This window comes from Burkholderia aenigmatica (assembly GCF_048627025.1).
GTDB classification, from domain to species: Bacteria; Pseudomonadota; Gammaproteobacteria; order Burkholderiales; family Burkholderiaceae; genus Burkholderia; species Burkholderia aenigmatica.
In genome coordinates this window covers 2,949,234-2,965,919 of sequence record NZ_CP184469.1, presented here as the reverse complement: position 1 = coordinate 2,965,919, position 16,686 = coordinate 2,949,234, and the positions used below count along the sequence as shown (strand labels likewise).

The following is a 16,686-nucleotide window of genomic DNA, read 5'->3' as shown; positions in this document are numbered from 1 at the left end:
TTACGTGGCGAAAAAGGTTGATGATCAGCGCTCTCACCTTTATTGTTGTGGCGATTGCCACTTTTATTTGGTCGCACCACGCGAATGCACCACAACCCGAAGCACTCACATCGGAATCGTTGATGAAGCGTTATGTCCTGCTCCCGTTGCTGGTTGCCGCGATGATGCTGGCATTCACGACGGCTTGGTGGAAGAACCGTGTTCCCGAGATCGGAGCGGTGGCGCCAGCAGTTATCTCTGGTGTACCTGCATCGTCCGATAAGCCCTATATGGCACAGGTGGTCGGGCTGGCGTGGCTCAACCCGCTCCAGCGGCGCGACTATTCGACGGAGTGGCAGCTGCTATGGACCATGGGTCTGGCAAAACCGAACAAGAACGATGACATGGTTCGAACAGACCCAAAAAGTTTTAGTACGCTTCAACCTGTAGCTATCGTTGCCGATGGCAACGACGGGCAGGAAACGCTTTCGGGATTTTATCAAAAATATATTGAGACGCTCACGCCGCTTTTTGGCGAGAAATACGTTATGAATCCGCTTTATTTTTACACTGTTAAGCCGAGTGATAAAAGGGCGTGGAGGGAGGTCGCGGGAGTTCGGGTTGAAATGGCTATTCCAAGTAGGCTTGAGGCGCGAGAGGCGGTTGATTTTTTTAGAAATAGAATGATCAGTGAATTTGAGATTGGGAATCAGTCATTTCCTGATCTTTGGTCTGATCCTACGCCACCAGATGTACGTGCTATTCAAGGTGGGCCGAACGCGGGTTTCACTTCTTTGAGCGCGGCTCTTGATTATCTGCAAGCTCATCCGGACAAAAGTGTTTGGGTAGTAAATTGGGATGCGCCGAGCTTCCCGCCGAAAGACGAGCAGATGAATGAGAACTTGGTGCTCCTCATTCTGACTGGGCCGGAATTCAAAACCGAGCGTGAGCCGCTTGCGTGGATTGCGCGCCCGGCAGTTGGAGATGCAAGCGAGTTTGAAGCGAAGGTGGGCGCTTCGCGTGCCGTGCAAGCTTGGAAAGCAACGATTGAGCAAGCGACCAAGAATGCAGGAATCGGTGTCACGGACCTCAAATTTGTTGTGCATGATGCCGGCCAGGGCGGCGATGTTGCGTCGGCTCGCCTTGCATCATTGTCCCAATCACTGACCGAGAGTTTGCCTGAATACGACCACATGAAGCAGACATTCAATACCGCCGCGGTACTGGGTGACATGGGCGCAGGTTCGGCGCTTACCGATATTGCGTTGGCGATTGGTCGCGCGAATCACTTGGGCGGCGATACGCTGGTTGCCGGTACAACAGATCCGGACCATCCAGTCGCGCTCGTTGTAAAGCCGCCGAGCAAGCTGACACCGATTGACCCCGACCAGAACTGGTTTCGAGCGGCTGGTGAGGGTGACGCGTATTTGCCGTGGTGGGGCAAGCGGTTCGATGGCGACTACCCGGCATGGCGCGGTCAAGGCTTCTCGTACTAGTGTAGCTTGAGGTGTTATGGGGGGCGGTGCGTTGAATACTCATGGACTGCGTCGTCACCGGAACTTGTTGATTGGCGGTGTGGTTGCGATTGGAGGCGGAATTTATTTCGGCCCTTTATTTGTTCTTGTTGTCAGCTTCACGCCAATCGGCCGGATAGAGTGGGTATTTCATTGTTGTGTCGCCGTCCCTTTCGCCGTGGTTGCCGGAGGCGTCGTGTTGATCGGTATGGGGTTGTATAAAGGATTGCGTCCCCCGTACGACCAGAACGACGCTTGGGCGTGTCACACGTCTGAGCAAAATGACGATTACACAATGCTCGACCTCTATCGGCGAATGTATGGACACGATCCTGACGAAATAGACGTCATTCAGGAGTATCGAAAACATGCGCGGGATTATTCGAGTTGGTGATCGGCATAGCCATGGTGGAACCGTAGAAACAGGCGCGCCGAACAGCAAAGTGATGGGGCGTGCGGTTGGGCGTATCGGTGACCGTTGCGTATGTCCTGAGCATGGCGAAGTCGTTATCGCTGACGGCGATGGGAGTTTCAAGGTCGAGGGGGCGAATGCAGCGTTCCACGGACACAAGACATCGTGCGGCGCGGTTCTGTTTTCGAGTCTCCCAACGTCGGGCCGTCCCGGACTTGAATACGATGAGATTCCATTGATCTGGTCCAAGTCTTCTCCGTTCCTCCAGAGGTCTTCGAGGAGGGGCGTGAGATGAACACCTACGGTGATCAGCACGATACGCGGGACGTCTTTAGTTTGTGATGGCGGCATCACTCGAACTGGAAGGCAAGCCCGTTGCATGCCTTGTACCTTGTAGTCGCGCTCTACGCGCCGCAGCCGAAAAGCACGACTTGACTGGCCCGGATTCGACCTTTCGTGGGTTGAAGGAAAAGCACCGGTTCGTGTGCGCTGTGGGTCACGTAACCCGCATCAGTCCTCGAAACTTGATTCGCCAGTGGGAAATCGGATGCAGAGAATGCGTACTTATATGAACGCCGTGATTTAGCAAGCTATCTTTGCCGATAACGGCCCTTGGGCAAGCCGACCCTGGAATCAATGACTGACCGCACTGTCTGCAGTCGGCCAGGGACGTCCATTCCGCGATTGCGGGTTTATACTTCTCGACCCGGCAATCTGCGCGATACGGCAAGACCAATGAAAATAAGCGAATTTTTCATCGCTTCGCTAGGAGCGTTGGTGTTGAATCAACCTTCACTAGCCTTATCGCAAAACATCAATGGTAAAAATCTCTATATACAGAGATGCGCTATGTGCCATGGCGCAGACATCAAGGGCACCGGGCCATTGGCCAAGAAAAGCAATCCTGCCACGCCGGACCTCACAACTGCCGCGTTCAAAAAGCGACTCCATGATTATCCAGGCGTCATTGTTTCGTCGGTAATACTCCGTCCGAACGGGGACCTGATTCCGAGAACTTTGAAGGAGAACGGCGTAAGGCTGGCGCCGCACTCCTGGACCGTTCAGGATTTTCGCGATCTGAATAAATACATGGTCGACGTGATTTCCAAAGGCCGATGATTCCGTGTTGACTGTCTGACCGTAATGGGGCGGAAGCGGTCAAGACGAATTTTCAGATGTGTCGAGACGCCGTGAGCTCGCGCCTGGCCGAATTATCGCGCTATGAGCGCCAGTGCACAGTCAGGTTTAACGAGTCACGGTCCAACCTGCCCTGTCATCTCCTTCTGTTGCTCCGAGCGATCGGATGAACTTCACGCCTCTGTCGTTGCCGTTTAAGGTCGGGCTATGCCGGCTTTGTGCTGACAAAGTCTTGTAGATACGGTCTGCCGCGAGCGTGCACTGCCCAGATTACGCGCGCAAGCTTGTTGGCCAGTGCGACAACCGCGACGTTGTAAGGCCGTCGCTTCAGCAGCTGTTCAACCCAGGGGTGTTTGGATCGAAGTTGCACGCTGATGACGCTCGCGCAATGCACGAGCAGCGTACGTAGATAAGCGTCGCTACGTTTGCTGATCCCCAGCAGCGTTGTCCTTCCACCCGAGCCGACTTGCCTGGGCAACAGGCCAATGGATGCCGCAAACTCGCGACCGGACTTGAATGCTTTCGCGTCGCTGATCGTGGCAACTGCGGCGGTGGCGGTCAGCAGACCGACACCCGGGATCGCGCCGATGGCTTGCGCGCTCAAGTCGGTGCTCATCCACTGCTTAAGCCGTTGCCCGATGTGCGTGATTGGCTCGTCCAGGTGTGTCAAGGCTGCGCACTGCTCCTGGAGGGTATCGATCAGCGGTGCTGCGACGTGGTCGCCGACTCGATCGAGAACGGCTGCGATATTCGCGTCGAAGGCGCGCCGACCCGCCGGCATGACTTCGCCGTATTCGCCCAAGAGTCTACGGATGCAGTTGATCTGGGAGGTGCGGAACTTCACGAGCTGCTGGCGCAGCCGATGTAAGGCCAGCACGGCTTGTTGCGCCTCGCCCTTCACCGCGATCTTATTGCGAGGCTGCTGCACTGCCAGCCAGATTGCCCGTGCGTCCGCAGCATCGTTCTTGTTGCCGATGTTGAATGCTTTGGCAAAGCGCGAAGCCATTAGACGGACCTGGTGCCCGAGCCTGCTGAGTGATCGAGCCCAGTGCTGCGAGCCGTCACATGCTTCCATGCCGATCATGCACGACTCAAGGTTGGCGAAATATTCGAGGAAGCTCGCTCGCTTGAGCGATTTGTTGATGATTTATCCGCTGTTCGGCGCAATGTAGTTGATCTGGAAGACGATCTTGCCAATGTCGACTCCCACAGGGATGGGATTCATAGCCGCCTCCGTTCGGAAGTTCCGCAGGCGCATGATGTGCTCAGCGCGCAGCGGCGTTCACCCCATCGAATTACTTCTACTGTGCGCATGCATCATTTTGCGCAGAAGATCGATTCGGTCGCTCTGAACGTAAAGTAGCGGGGCACGGCTGCTCGATACCGGTTCCGTTGTAATGCCGGGCATACGTGGTCATGCTTGGGCACCCCATTGTTGCGCGGAGCTAGATGGACGACATGTGCTGCTCTGAACGGGCAGTTGACGGGAACGCTGCTTTTAGACGGCCGCCAGTGCGTACGAGATGCGGTAGTGTCAAGCGTGCCGTCGCATGTGCGGTTGCCGAGCCATGCGGCGCAATTTCAGTGGGAGGGGCCGCTGCGGGCGGAATGACTGCTGCTGCGGCAGGCGGGTGACCCGAGTGAGTCATTGGCTTCTCGGTCGAGTGTACCCGAGCATTTGATCCAATTTAGAGTGATGCGATCATGAACGACGAGTTACTTGAGCTGGAAATGCTCTACGAAAATTCCGAGGAATCAGTTCCTCGCAGTGAGCTCTTGAAATTTATGGATAGCGATCAACCGGAGGTACTCGGATCGCTGTACGCCAAGCTTACGAAGAGAAGTTTCACGGAGAAAATTGTCCCTCCAATGGAGTTTGGTGATTGCAAGCGATTATTCTTGAAATTCTATGGATTGTGCATTTCAAATGATTATGTTGAGGCAGACAATCCCCAGTCGTTCTTGATTTCAAGATATATTGCGGCGGTGGATTTCGGGAGATGGTTTGTTTCGATTGTAGAGGACAGAAAGATAGCCAGGAGTGATGTGGCTGATGTGGTGAGGTGGTTGGAAAATTTGTATGTGCAAGGTGATCAGGAAATTCGATCTTGCTTGATTGTTGCGTCGCTGGAGCACATGTTTTCAAGCAATTCAATAAGGAAGTTGTTTTCAGGCTGGAAGTTCGATCCAATCCTTGGGGCTGCGTATCGTGAAGCGCTGCTAAGTCGAGGCATGAATATTTGAATGCGGAAGAAAACGTTGATTATTTCAATAGGCAAGGCAGTAACATGCCCGTGAGACGCGAGTAGCTCCCCTTTTGCCTATCGGAAAATACTTTGTTCTCGAGCGAACGGGAGGAGCGGAGTCCATTGCATGCTTTGCGGACTCATCCCGCTGCTCCGGCCTCCAGTGACGTTATGCAGCGCAGCAGGTCTTCGGTGCGTCGCTTCGATATCGAAGTAGACCTGTATCCCATCGAGCACGCTATTTTGCCGAGACCTTGACCGGCGTATCCCATCAGGGACAGCCGGCCAGTACCGGAATCAGAGTCCGGGCGCATGGTCGCAATCCCGACCTTCAAGCCGTCGCGCAAATGAAAGCTCGGCAAACCGGGGGCGCCCAGATGCCCCACGGAAGGCGCGAAGGGCCTCAGGGCCGCAAGGACGGCGCAAGCGCCAGCGCGGTGTCGAGTACGGCCCGTCCGAACGTGCGGGCGTATGCGGCCGCATCGGCATCGTCGCGCGGTCGGTCAGCGCTCTCCTTGAACGGCAACTCGATGGTCATCGCCAGCGCGTCGAATTGCTCCGCGACCCACGGGATGCACTTCTTCGGGCTCGCATGGTCCGGTCGGTCGACGGAATAGCCACGCGCGGTCTGGAAGACGGGGGAGCGTCGCAGCAGTTCTTCGTCGAACGCGCGGCGCAAGACCTGCAAGCGTGGCGTCCAGGCGGGGCTCCCGTCAGCGCCCACCGAGAAGACGTGGGGCAGAACCTCGTCACCATGGAAGTCGACGAGCAGGTCGAGCCCGAGCGCCTGCATGCGCCGGCGCACGGCGGCCGTCTCGGGCGCGTCCGGATACTCGCGGTCCCAGCAGCGATTGAGGTTGGCGCCGCGCGCGTTCGTGCGCAGGTTGCCCAGGCGCACACCGTCTGGATTGACATTGACGACGACGTGCACGGCGTGGCCACCGATCTCCCAGACGGGACGCATCTCGCCGCACAGTGCCTGCACGAGGCCCTCGAGACAATAGCCGCCCTGCGATTCGCCAGGATGCTGACGGGCCATAAACCAGAGGCGCGAGCGCGGTGCACGGCCCTCGAACGAGAGCATGCGGATCGGCTCGCCGAGCGCGGAGGCTCCGAGAGTCGCCAGCGTCGCGCCTGCTTGCGTCGCCTGGGCGACGAGATTGTCCTCAGCGACGCGGTCGAAGGTCGGGAAATAGGCGAAGCGCAGGCGCGCGGCGGGGCCGGGCGCGTGGAAGGCGAGCGCGTCGCCATCGAAGTTCGTTGGCAGGCGGCACCAGGCCGCCTTCTCGCCGCCGTTGGCGTGCATGCAGACGCGGTAGTCGACCCAGCCTTTAGGGTAGGACGATCCGGCCAGGCCCTCGATGCGTACGTCGATGCCCTCGGAAGGCACATCGACCAGCTCGAAGGCGAACCATTGGGTGAATTCGGCCGCGTTGTCGCTGCGCAAACGCAAGCGCAAGGGCGAGCCGGTGGTGGCATCGGCGACGTGGTCGATCGCGGCGGCTTCGAAGTCGATGTCGATGTGCATGGGGCTGGTCCTTGTACCGTGATAAAAGGCGGGATTCCGCGAATCAAGCATGATATTTGAATCGCCTTGCAAGAAACGGCGGATCAATATTGGGACGCGGCGGCCTTTTACACAATGTTCGATCGACCTCCCCAGGGCGTTGTTGTCGCATCGAGGGCACCCACCGCCACGTCACATCGGACGCTCGGCAGTCCACCTCTTCATAAATTCCATTTGGACATCACGTGCGCGGGCGCAGCGTCGCATACCAGAACAACAGCGCGGTTGCACTGAACGCGGCGCCGAGCGTACAGACGCCGGCCCAGCCGAAGCGCGCATACACGCAGGTCGACGCGATCGAGCCGGACGCGCAGCCTGCAGCATAGAACAGCATGTAGCCGGCCGTCAGGCGGCTGCGTGCATCGGGACGCACGCCGTAGATCAGGCTCTGGTTGGTCACGTGCACCGCTTGCAGGCCGAGGTCGAACGCGATGACGCCCACGACGAGTGCCGCGAGCGAATGCATCACGAGCGCCGTGGGCAGCCATGACACGAGCATCAGCGCGAGCCCGATGCCGGACGTCCATTGCGCCAAGCCGCGATCGGCGAGACGGCCGGCGCGTGCGGCGCCGAGCGCGCCGGCCGCGCCCGCGAGCCCGAACAGACCGATCTCCGTATGCGACAGCGACAGCGGCGGCGCGCTGAGCGGCAGCACCATCGGCGTCCAGAGCGTCATAGCGGCCGCGAAATGCAGGAAGGCGATGAAGGCGCGCACGCGCAGCACGCGCTCCTGCGCGAAAAGTGCAAAGACCGACGCGATCAGGCGCGGATACGGCTCGGCAACACCCGGAAGACGATGAAGCGGGAGGACGCGCGACAGGACGACGGCAAGCAGCAGCATCACGCCGGCCGACGTGAAATACACCGCGCGCCATCCCGCGAGGTCGGCGATCGCGCCCGAGAACGTACGCGCGAGCAGAATGCCGAGCACGATGCCGCTCGTCACCGTGCCGACGACCTGCCCGCGTTCCGCCGGTTCGGCGAGCCCGGCCGCGAATGACACGAGCACTTGCGTGACGACGCTCAGAAAGCCGATCAGGGCCATGCCGGCGAACAGCACGGAGGTGCGCGTGGCCGTGGCGATTGCCAGCAACGCGAGCGCGCAGACGACCGTCTGGATCAGGATCATCCGGCGCCGATTCCACAGATCGCCGAGCGGAACGAGGAGCAGGAGGCCGAGCCCGTAGCAGACGCTCGTGATCGTCATGATGCCGCCGATTGCGGCGCGCGAGATGTCGAACTGGTGCGCGAGCGTGTCGAGCAACGGCTGCGCGTAGTAGACGTTGGCGACGGCGAATCCCGCCGTCGTCGCGAACAGCAGCGTGACCGGACGCGTCAGCGTGGCATGGGCTACCGCGAGGGGCTGCGGGGCGCGCTGTAACGGCGACAGTTGTTCGAGACTCATGATGGTGACGGCTGGCGAACCGGCATGAAGAAAGCGGGCGGGGTGGTGCTGACCTCCCCCGGGAAACGGCAACGCGCATGAGGTCGCCCGTGCTGCGAAGTCAACGATGGAGGGAAATGTACCGAGTGCGATGCGCAACGGTTAGCCGGTGCGTCTCAATGAATTGACGGTGCGTCCCACCCACACGGCGCGCGATGTGGACGAGCGCACAGAAACGGATCGTCGATGCGTTGGGACAAAAGCGCTAACGGTTGTGGTCGCCCCTTTCATACCATCACACGCAGCCACCTCCCGCCTGTCGACGCGGCCGGCTGGACGCATGTCGACGGCACGCTCGCGCGGTTCGAATCCTGGCCGTCGGCATGGCGACATACCGGCGTCGCGGTGGGGGCCGGTCTCGACAATCCCGCTTTGCCATTCACCGATCATGGAGGTTCGTATGGCACTCAATCCGCTGCAACAGTTCTTCTCGAAGGTCGGCGCCCGTGACGTATCGGGCGCGCTCGCGGTCATCGACGACGCGACGGTGTTCGAGCCGCAGGGCCCCGAGAGCCTGCCGATCTACGGGCGCTTCGTCGGCAAGGCCGGTGTCGAACGCCTGCTCGGCACGCTGGCCGAGCAGTTCGAAACCGAGCAGTTCGAGATCCGCCAATGGGCCGAAGCCGCCGACCATGTGTTCGCGTACGGCTACATGCAGCATCGCGTGCGCAAGACGGGTCGGACCTTCAGGAGCGACTTCGCCGTCGTCGCACAAATCGACGGCAACGTGATCCGCCACTATCGGATCTTCGAGGACACGGCTGCCGCCGTGGCAGCGTTCGCCTGACCGCCCGGCAGGATGCCCTCCCGGCCCGGTGCGCCGCGCGCCGGGCCGTCGCGCGTGGTGTTCGCCACGTCGTTCAGCGAATCTGCGCGAGCCAGCCGCTGTAGTCGGTATCCGTGTGTCGTTGCAAGCGATGCTGCGCGTTCCCCGCGACGATGCGCGTGTCGCTCGGTGCGTGACCGAACTCCAGCCTGAACGCGCGGCTGAGCTGCGTGTTGCTGTTGAAGCCGTACCGGTATGCCAGGTCGCCGATCCGGTGCCGTGAGCGCTCGGGCGACATCAGCACGCGGTGAATCGCAAGCAGGCGGCGTTTGCGGATGTAATTCGCGACACCGCCGTCCTGCTCGAATAACCGGTACAGACTGGAGCGTGAGATGCCGATCGCCTTGCAGATTCGATCCGGCGACAGGTCCGGCGATTCGAGGTTTTGCCGGATGTATTCCTTGATCTTCACGTACAGGGTCGACAGCAGCGCGTTTTGTGCATTCGACATCTCTTGAGCGGTCGGGCTGAGCATCGCCTTCGCCAGGCTCAGCGTCGCCTGCTCGGCATGCAGCGTTTCCGATTGCGACAGCGTGCCGATCTGGTCGAGCAGGTTCCTCAGAAAGCTGTCGAGGAGCTGGCTGATGCCGCCACTGAAGAGGGTGCCGTGGACGCTCGACGGCAGGTTCGGCAGCATGTCGCGCGCGACCAGCAGCGTGACCGCGTCGCCCGCCTGGATTTCACGGTGATAAGGACGCGCCTGGTCGACAACGAGGATGTCCCCGGGCTGTACGAACACCGGCCTTCCATCGATTTCCCCGCGCACGACTCCCGCGTCCCGGAGGTTGAACGAATAGTTGTCCATCCCGTCTCGCCGAATGAACGCCGTCGAACGGTTCAGCGTGTACGAGAGCGGAATGGCCGCGCGCCCCGGATGACGGTAGGTCCATTTACCGACCGAGATGTTGCCAAGCGTGTATCCGATAAATTGGTAGTCGATGATCGGGTCAATCGGCGTGGTTAAAGAAAACTCTGCAATCGAATACTGTGTCTGCCATGCGTCGAGCCGGTCGGCAGGTGAATAATCCTGTAAGGAAAAACGGAAAAGTGGATTTGCCGTGCCGCTCATTTTGTGGCCCTCGATGTCGTATTTCCGTTTGCTGAATTATAGGAATGTTTCTTAAAGGAAGGGGGGTGAAGAAGGTTGGGCCGCTATGTAGATTTTCTTATATCTATATAGCTTCTCTGGGGGTTTTAATTGCATTTGGATTAAGGGTGATTCTGTCGCTTTTAATGGGGTTCAACCGCGGGAGATGGCTTGCGGAGTAAGCCTTGTCTTCAAAAATTCCCGACGGTGATCTCGAGCTGTAGCCACGAAAGCCGTGGCGGATGAGGGCTGGAGGACGATCGTTGATCGATGCGCCCGTTGATATGCGGCGGCATTTGGGACAAGTCCAGCGCCCGATAAGCCCTCCGGCACATCACCACCGTGATCCGTCAGGTCGCCCTCGCGAGCCATCGCCGTCATGCAGCGACTACACCGCCCGGTGCTGCTTCACCAGTTCCACGGTTTCGCACGCTCGAAGAATCGTGTCTTGCGAGAATGGCGACAGCGGATGTCCGTCGAGCCACACAATCCACTCGATCACGGCATCGCACTCGATGTCTGTCAGCTTGGGCCAGCGCTGCAGAAAATAGTCATCCCAGTATTCCGCAACCGGCGATCTGTCCAGCGACCCCATCAAGCTCTCGATGACCGTCAGTGCAACCTGATTGTCTTCGACCGAAACGCGGATGATCCCGGGTAGGAAGTAGCAGAATGCTTCGGGCGTCAATCTGTAAATGGCGTCGGCGTATTGTGTCCAGTCGTGAGCCGTCGTCTCATCCCAGCGCAGGTTTGAGAAGTGCAACGCGTCGTCGTAGTCGTTCGTGTGGGATGAGACGGCCGGAACGACCGACGTCGGCCTCATGCGTTCGGAGAAGGCCGTTCTCACCTGTTTCATCACGAGACGCTCGTCGTCAGCTGTGTGCATTTTCGGTCACTGCTTGCTGGTGGAGTACGACGCCGAGTATTGCTTCGACAGCCTCAACTTTGCTTGCGCCATACAAGTGAACGCGCCCAGCCGGCGATCGCGACAAACGTCAGGCCGGGGGAACACGTCAATGCGACGAACAGGTCGAAGCCTTTGGAAAGCTCGGGCTCCGCGGCCCCAAAAATCCAGCGACTGATCGCTCGCGTCACGGCGTACCACACAGCCGCGCCACCTGCCGAATACAATCCGATCAAGAGCCAGGGCTGTGTTTCCGGTTCAACCTTGCGCCAGATATAAATCGCATACACAGCCCACGCGGCGTAGATTGGAACCCACAGAGGTCGAGGGATGTCGGAAGACGGGACGAAAACCGACAGGATCGCCACAAGGATCACGAGAACGATCAAACCAGTGACGTCCGCGAAGTATCGGTTTCTTTGCACCGTGAGCATGGGTATCAGCCTCTCATTCCTTGAATGCTGAATGGCGGACTTGCGCAGGCGTGCTGAAACGACAGAGGCCGGGAGCCTGGCTGGCGACTAGCATACACGGCTGCGACGGCGCCTGGATGGCGATGGCTGGGATACCGCGCCTAGATGATTCGCTTCCACGAACCGTTTTCCGCTTTCTCGGGCTCGACGAATGCCCAGATCGAGCGGCAGCAGGTGCAGCGACAGTACATGACCGAACCTGCCGAATCGGGTGCTTCGGAAGAGAACTGAGGCTGAGGAAGGTTGGCGAGGATGCTGTTTGCGACGGCCGCGTCACGACGATCGGCGTATTGCCGATACTCGTGACGTGATTCGAATGCTTTGGGCTCGCCGATACCGAGACAGCGCACGCAGGCCGGAAGCAGGCGCGCGATTGCCCCGTTGCTTTGCGCCTCGCTTCCGCGCGTAAGCTGCAGCCATTCACCGCGCGGGATTTGTGCGCCCACACGCGTTCTTTCGCCGTCAAGCCACACGCGCAACTGAGGCAGGTCGATATCTCGCTCGCGATAGCGGCGGAGCATGTTCTGAATATCCTGATCCATTGTGGTCGTGCACCTGACTGTCGACGGGCGTCGTCCGCTTGACGCAGCGAGATCGGCATCGCCACCACGATGCCTCTCACAAAATAACCGAGACCCAGTATGCCTCGGGATTCGGAGACGGCGGGTAGCGATTCGCCACCTTGTCCTTGATGGGTTGTACATCCTCCCGACGCTCGCTATGCATGACGCTTCTCATGTTCGAGGAGCCATTGCTTCCGCGCCAGTCCGCCGCCATAGCCGGTGAGCGCCCCGTCCTTCCCCAATACCCGATGACAGGGGATGACGATCGCCACGCGATTGGCGCCATTGGCGCCGGCCACTGCGCGAACCGACTGGGGTTTGCCGAGCCTCACCGCCTGCTCGCCATAACTGGCCGTGCTGCCATACGGAACGGTCTGCAACGCCTGCCATACCGATTGCTGGAATGGGCTGCCGGGCGTGTCCAGCGTCAGATCGAACTGCTTGCGCGTACCGGCGAAGTACTCGCCGATCTCGCGCTCGGCCTGGCGTGTATGCGCGTTCTCTCCCGTCAGGATGCGCGCTCGCAAAAGTCGCTGAAGATCCTTGAATTCAGTCTCGAGCATCCGCCGATCGACGAATTCGAGCAGGCAGACGCCCTGCTCGGTGGCACACACGAACATCGGCCCAAGGGGCGTGGTGAAGCGGTGGATGAGGATGACGTTCGCGGCCTCGGTCGGCGCACGCCCGGTCAGTTTCCGGCAGGTGTAGCCGAAGCCGCTGAGCGAGTCGTAGCCGCTGTCGAGCGCGACGTCGATGGTGCGACGGCCAGCCTTCAGTTCCTCCAGCGCCGTATTGATCCGCAAGGAACGCTGGAACGCCTGGAAACTCATTCCGTAGTGCTGCTGGAACCAGCGGCGAATCCGCTCCGGGCTGAGCCCGCGCTGCCTGAGGTGTGCGTCGCTCAGGCGTTCCTTCGGGTGGGCGCGTACCCAGTCGATGGCCTCGGCCACGTCCGGTGGCGCCGCATGCGCGTTCTCGGTCGGCCGGCAGACTTTGCAGGGCCGAAAGCCGGCATTGAGCGTCTCCCGGAGGTCCGTGTAGAACACCACGTTCTCGCGTTTGGGTTTGCGCGCCCGACAGGTCGCGATGCAGAACACGCCCGTCGTTTTCACCCCGACATAGAAGATGCCGACATGATCCGCCGCGCGCTCGACCAAGGCGCGGTAGTAAGCGTCGACTTGCAGGGTATCAGTGACCAGCATGGCAGAACACCGGATCGAAGGATTGCCCGGCGCGCACATCGCCGAACAGCTGCTGCAGCACGTGGTGCGCCCGCTGGTGCAGGAAATTGCCCATGCTGATGCGCTTGACGCCCAGTGCGGCCAGGCGCCCGAACGACGGCAGGGTCGGCATGCACATGACGTTCAGCGGGAGCGGGACGCCGCCCACGATTGCAGCGATATCCGCTTCGTCGGTCAATCCGGGCACAAAGAGGCCGTCCGCCCCGCTTTCGGCATAGCGTCGACCGCATGTGATGGTTTCCTCGCGCGCACGGTCGACCTCCAGCAGATAGGTGTCGGTGCGCACGTTGAGGAACAGTTCAACGCCGGCAGCCTGCAAGCCCGCACGAATATCGTGCAGGCGCCGCACAAAGGGCTCGACGTCCACCAGCGTACGCTGGCCATCGCGCACCACGCTGTCCTCCAGGTTGACACCGACGACGCCCAGGGCAGCCAGTTCACGCAGGTTGGCGACGACAGCCTCGGACGTCGCGCCATAGCCGGCTTCGACGTCAACGGTCAGCGGCAGGCCGGAAACGGACCGGATGCGGGCAACCAACGCCGTCAGTTCGTCGAAGCCGACTCCCTCGCCATCGGCATAGCCCAGTGAGTCGGCAATGGCGGCGCTGGACGTCCCGATTGCCGTGTAGCCGGCCGTTTCCGCGGCACGGGCGCTGGCGGCATCCCAGACGTTGGCGAGCAACAGCGGTTCGGCTTGTTGATGGAGCTGGGAAAAAGTCATGATGCGTTTCTCGGTTGGGCGGGAGGAAAGTATCGGTTTCCCGTCGCTCGCATCACAACCGAAAACTGGACAACCATTTTTTTATGCGGCGGCGCGACTGCTTGTGGCGTCCATCGGCCCCGGAAAGGCAACGTTATCAGAACGGCGGGGTCGCGCCACCGCGAAACTGACGGGGTTGTACTCCGCTGTATCGCTTGAATGCGATCGAGAATGCCGCTTCGGACTGGTACCCCACCTGCCACGCGATCTTGCCGACCGAAAGCGAGGTACCCGTCAGGAGCCGCGAGGCTTCCTGCATGCGAAATCGTGTGACATAGCGGAAGAGGCCTTCGCCCAGCTCGTGTTGCGCTGCGGCGATCAACCGGGAACGCGATGTCCCGGCCACGCCTGCCAGCATCTCCAGTGTCCAGGGGCGGGATATGTCGCGATGAAACTCGCGCAAGGCCGTCGCTACCCGGGAATGGTCCGGCAGCGATACCCAGGTCGGCAACTGACGGGTATGCGACGCGATGTAGTGCCGAATGACATCGATCACGATCAGTTCGGCCTGACGCGTTGCCACCGACCGGAATCCTGGGCGCTGCCACGTCAGTTCGTCTCGAATGGCGTCCGTCGCGCGACACAGCCACACCGGCAACTCGTCGAAGTTCAACAGCAACACGTCGGGCAACGCATCGAATAGCGAGGGGCTCACGCCTTTTGCTGGCGCCATGCCGAGGAAAAATGTCGACGTCACGCCCTTGTCCGGCGACTCGCCGAACGCGATCGTCTGGAAGCGATCGACATTGGCGGGATTGCGCAAATCGACGGGCTGGTTGGGGCGGGTGAAGAGCGCGTCCTGAACGATGTGTTCCCGTGCGCGAAGGATCAGGCACACGCTTTTGTCGTGCAGCGCATTCCTCTGTCCCGACTGCGTCATGAACAGGCTGCACGCCGCACCGGTAAAGACATACAGCGTGACCGGCCATACGTCGCCGGGCATACGTACGGCCCACGGGCTACTTGATTGTGCGTGACCGGCCTCGATTTCCGTGAAGCGGCAAGTATCGAGCGCAGCAGTTATCGGATCCATTGACCGTACTCCATTCATCCCTGCGTGTCGTCGGACACCGGTTCCCGCACCGGGCGTCCTGCCCCAAGGGAAACACTGCGGGCTGCCGCGCGCAATCCGTAGATGCCTCGATTCGCTGATTTCGCCGCGATGGTGCTCTCGCAAAAGGAAACGGGTCCCTCGGATGGGAGCGGAAAACCATACTGCCACCAGACCGATGTGCGGACGCTTCGAGCACTGGAGACATCAGACCGAAGCGGGCAACGCACGACGGATTGCCTACCCTTTCCGGATAATCAGATGCGCCCTTTCGACACCCCCGATCTGAAGTCGGCGACTTTTCTCGCGGACCGGCACCCGACCTACCGCACGCTGCAAAGCAAGTTTCCGCATTTCGATATCGAGATCAACGGCGAGCGCTGCATCGTCCTGACGCGATACAGCGATGTCGACGAAGTGCTGCGCAACCCGCTGGCGACCGTCCAGCAGGCGCCCGGCACGTTTCCAGAGCGTATCGGCACGGGTGCGGCGGCGCGGTTTTATCGCGAATCGCTGCCGAACATCGACGCACCCGATCACACGCGCATCCGGCGTATCGTTACCCCGGCGTTCAATCCGAAAACCGTCGCGAACATGCGGGGTTGGGTCGAAAAGGTCATCCTCGACCATCTGGACAAGCTCGAAGGCGAAACCGAGATCGATTTTGTGTCCGACTTCGCGGACCCGGTTCCGGCTGAGATCGCTTGCCGGCTGCTGCACGTGCCTGTTTCCGATGCCGGCGAACTCTTCGCGCGGCAGCACGGCCTGAACGCGGTACTGAGCGTGTCGGACATCACGCCGGAGCGTCTGGCCGAAGCAGATGCGTCCGCAACCTTCTATTACGAGTACATGGACGACGTACTCGACGCCCTCAAGGGCAAGCTTCCCGAGGACGACTTCGTCGGCGCATTGATTGCGGCGGAAGGCGCGGACAACGGCCTGACGCGTTCCGAACTGGTCACGACCCTGATCGGCTTCCTGGTCGCCAGCTATCACACGACCAAGGTAGCGATGACCAACACGGTGCTGGCGCTCCTGAATCATGAAAGCGAGAAGGCTCGCCTGATGGCTCAGCCCGACCTCGCCCGCATGGCCTGGGAAGAGTCGTTGCGCTATGACGCCCCCGTGCATTTCGTGCACCGCTACGCGTCGGAGGCGATCGTGGTCGGCGGCACGACCATCGAGAAAGGCACGCGCCTGCTGCTCGGGCTTCACGCGGCAAATCGTGACGAAACCCGCTTCCCGGATGCCGCCCGCTTCGTGATCGACCGCCCCGACAATCGTCATCTGGCATTCGCAGGCGGTGGCCACTTCTGTCTGGGATCCCAGCTCTCCCGGCTGGAGGGCGATGTTCTGCTGCGCACGATCTTCCAGCGTTTCCCCGGGATGCGTCTGGTGGAAACGCGCTTCGAACGCGTGCCGGACCTGACGTTCCCGATGCTGCTTCGCCTGGCGGTTTCGCTTCGTGCGAATGCGGGGTGA

General features: G+C 60.4%; 15 protein-coding genes and 1 pseudogene. 6 read left to right on the top strand and 10 right to left on the bottom strand.

Going from position 1 to position 16,686, the window contains the following annotated elements:
* Window positions 1–20: 20 nt before the first annotated feature.
* The 3 genes from ACN8ZM_RS30425 (at window position 21) to ACN8ZM_RS30415 (ending at window position 3,024) form a co-directional block, all read left to right on the top strand.
* Entirely contained in the window at window positions 21–1,475 is a 1,455-nt protein-coding gene (locus tag ACN8ZM_RS30425; protein ID WP_420211640.1) for a virulence factor, read from the top strand.
* A gap of 386 nt (window positions 1,476–1,861) precedes the next feature.
* A complete protein-coding gene (locus tag ACN8ZM_RS30420; RefSeq protein WP_420211639.1) occupies window positions 1,862–2,200 on the top strand; it encodes a PAAR domain-containing protein in 339 nt (112 codons plus the stop codon).
* 440 nt (window positions 2,201–2,640) lie between these two features.
* Window positions 2,641–3,024 (top strand): c-type cytochrome, encoded by a 384-nt coding sequence (locus ACN8ZM_RS30415; RefSeq protein WP_420212693.1) that lies wholly within the window; start codon window positions 2,641–2,643, stop codon window positions 3,022–3,024.
* A 223-nt stretch (window positions 3,025–3,247) separates the two neighbouring features.
* On the opposite strand, the pseudogene ACN8ZM_RS30410 reads toward ACN8ZM_RS30415, so the two are convergent.
* A pseudogene (locus ACN8ZM_RS30410) lies at window positions 3,248–4,267 on the bottom strand (IS110 family transposase).
* Between the two features lie 479 nt (window positions 4,268–4,746).
* On the opposite strand from ACN8ZM_RS30410, the gene ACN8ZM_RS30405 reads away from it, so the two are divergent.
* A complete protein-coding gene (locus ACN8ZM_RS30405; protein WP_301768651.1) occupies window positions 4,747–5,286 on the top strand; it encodes a hypothetical protein in 540 nt (179 codons plus the stop codon).
* Window positions 5,287–5,691: 405 nt separating this feature from the next.
* On the opposite strand, the gene ACN8ZM_RS30400 is transcribed toward ACN8ZM_RS30405, so the two are convergent.
* Together ACN8ZM_RS30400 and ACN8ZM_RS30395 are read right to left on the bottom strand one after the other, a co-directional pair.
* Window positions 5,692–6,816 (bottom strand): M14-type cytosolic carboxypeptidase, encoded by a 1,125-nt coding sequence (locus ACN8ZM_RS30400; protein ID WP_420211638.1) that lies wholly within the window; start codon window positions 6,814–6,816, stop codon window positions 5,692–5,694.
* Between the two features lie 220 nt (window positions 6,817–7,036).
* Window positions 7,037–8,260, bottom strand: a complete 1,224-nt coding sequence (locus tag ACN8ZM_RS30395) for an MFS transporter (protein ID WP_420211637.1) — start codon at window positions 8,258–8,260, stop codon at window positions 7,037–7,039.
* Window positions 8,261–8,699: 439 nt separating this feature from the next.
* Here ACN8ZM_RS30395 and ACN8ZM_RS30390 point away from each other — a divergent pair, with 439 nt between their 5' ends.
* Entirely contained in the window at window positions 8,700–9,086 is a 387-nt protein-coding gene (locus ACN8ZM_RS30390; protein WP_420211636.1) for a nuclear transport factor 2 family protein, read from the top strand.
* A gap of 73 nt (window positions 9,087–9,159) precedes the next feature.
* Here ACN8ZM_RS30390 and ACN8ZM_RS30385 read toward each other — a convergent pair whose 3' ends face one another.
* The 7 genes from ACN8ZM_RS30385 to ACN8ZM_RS30355 form a co-directional block, all read right to left on the bottom strand.
* On the bottom strand, window positions 9,160–10,194 hold the full coding sequence (locus ACN8ZM_RS30385; protein ID WP_420211635.1) for a helix-turn-helix domain-containing protein: 1,035 nt from the start codon (window positions 10,192–10,194) through the stop codon (window positions 9,160–9,162).
* Window positions 10,195–10,600: 406 nt separating this feature from the next.
* Window positions 10,601–11,071, bottom strand: a complete 471-nt coding sequence (locus tag ACN8ZM_RS30380; RefSeq protein WP_420211634.1) for a hypothetical protein — start codon at window positions 11,069–11,071, stop codon at window positions 10,601–10,603.
* A gap of 80 nt (window positions 11,072–11,151) precedes the next feature.
* Window positions 11,152–11,550 carry a hypothetical protein gene (locus tag ACN8ZM_RS30375; RefSeq protein ID WP_420211633.1) on the bottom strand — a complete coding sequence of 133 codons (399 nt, stop codon included), beginning with the start codon at window positions 11,548–11,550 and terminating at the stop codon, window positions 11,152–11,154.
* Between the two features lie 140 nt (window positions 11,551–11,690).
* Window positions 11,691–12,131, bottom strand: a complete 441-nt coding sequence (locus tag ACN8ZM_RS30370; RefSeq protein WP_420211632.1) for a hypothetical protein — start codon at window positions 12,129–12,131, stop codon at window positions 11,691–11,693.
* Window positions 12,132–12,307: 176 nt separating this feature from the next.
* Window positions 12,308–13,354: a bifunctional transcriptional activator/DNA repair enzyme AdaA gene (locus tag ACN8ZM_RS30365; RefSeq protein ID WP_420211631.1), complete on the bottom strand. Its 1,047-nt coding sequence runs from the start codon at window positions 13,352–13,354 to the stop codon at window positions 12,308–12,310.
* Entirely contained in the window at window positions 13,341–14,114 is a 774-nt protein-coding gene (locus ACN8ZM_RS30360; protein ID WP_420211630.1) for an isocitrate lyase/PEP mutase family protein, read from the bottom strand. The genes ACN8ZM_RS30365 and ACN8ZM_RS30360 overlap by 14 nt, the downstream gene beginning before the upstream one ends.
* A gap of 136 nt (window positions 14,115–14,250) precedes the next feature.
* Window positions 14,251–15,186 carry an AraC family transcriptional regulator gene (locus tag ACN8ZM_RS30355; RefSeq protein ID WP_420211629.1) on the bottom strand — a complete coding sequence of 312 codons (936 nt, stop codon included), beginning with the start codon at window positions 15,184–15,186 and terminating at the stop codon, window positions 14,251–14,253.
* A 279-nt stretch (window positions 15,187–15,465) separates the two neighbouring features.
* Between ACN8ZM_RS30355 and ACN8ZM_RS30350 the strand changes: the two genes are divergently transcribed.
* Window positions 15,466–16,686: a cytochrome P450 gene (locus tag ACN8ZM_RS30350; protein WP_420211628.1), complete on the top strand. Its 1,221-nt coding sequence runs from the start codon at window positions 15,466–15,468 to the stop codon at window positions 16,684–16,686.

What these genes read in the sequence shown, in the direction of transcription:
- ACN8ZM_RS30425 (WP_420211640.1), top strand. Translation starts at nt 21, where the DNA reads ATGATCAGCGCTCTCACCTTTATTGTTGTGGCGATTGCCACTTTTATT.
- ACN8ZM_RS30420 (WP_420211639.1), top strand. Translation starts at nt 1,862, where the DNA reads ATGCGCGGGATTATTCGAGTTGGTGATCGGCATAGCCATGGTGGAACC.
- ACN8ZM_RS30415 (WP_420212693.1), top strand. Translation starts at nt 2,641, where the DNA reads ATGAAAATAAGCGAATTTTTCATCGCTTCGCTAGGAGCGTTGGTGTTG.
- ACN8ZM_RS30405 (WP_301768651.1), top strand. Translation starts at nt 4,747, where the DNA reads ATGAACGACGAGTTACTTGAGCTGGAAATGCTCTACGAAAATTCCGAG.
- ACN8ZM_RS30400 (WP_420211638.1), bottom strand. Translation starts at nt 6,816, where the DNA reads ATGCACATCGACATCGACTTCGAAGCCGCCGCGATCGACCACGTCGCC.
- ACN8ZM_RS30395 (WP_420211637.1), bottom strand. Translation starts at nt 8,260, where the DNA reads ATGAGTCTCGAACAACTGTCGCCGTTACAGCGCGCCCCGCAGCCCCTC.
- ACN8ZM_RS30390 (WP_420211636.1), top strand. Translation starts at nt 8,700, where the DNA reads ATGGCACTCAATCCGCTGCAACAGTTCTTCTCGAAGGTCGGCGCCCGT.
- ACN8ZM_RS30385 (WP_420211635.1), bottom strand. Translation starts at nt 10,194, where the DNA reads ATGAGCGGCACGGCAAATCCACTTTTCCGTTTTTCCTTACAGGATTAT.
- ACN8ZM_RS30375 (WP_420211633.1), bottom strand. Translation starts at nt 11,550, where the DNA reads ATGCTCACGGTGCAAAGAAACCGATACTTCGCGGACGTCACTGGTTTG.
- ACN8ZM_RS30370 (WP_420211632.1), bottom strand. Translation starts at nt 12,131, where the DNA reads ATGGATCAGGATATTCAGAACATGCTCCGCCGCTATCGCGAGCGAGAT.
- ACN8ZM_RS30365 (WP_420211631.1), bottom strand. Translation starts at nt 13,354, where the DNA reads ATGCTGGTCACTGATACCCTGCAAGTCGACGCTTACTACCGCGCCTTG.
- ACN8ZM_RS30360 (WP_420211630.1), bottom strand. Translation starts at nt 14,114, where the DNA reads ATGACTTTTTCCCAGCTCCATCAACAAGCCGAACCGCTGTTGCTCGCC.
- ACN8ZM_RS30355 (WP_420211629.1), bottom strand. Translation starts at nt 15,186, where the DNA reads ATGGATCCGATAACTGCTGCGCTCGATACTTGCCGCTTCACGGAAATC.
- ACN8ZM_RS30350 (WP_420211628.1), top strand. Translation starts at nt 15,466, where the DNA reads ATGCGCCCTTTCGACACCCCCGATCTGAAGTCGGCGACTTTTCTCGCG.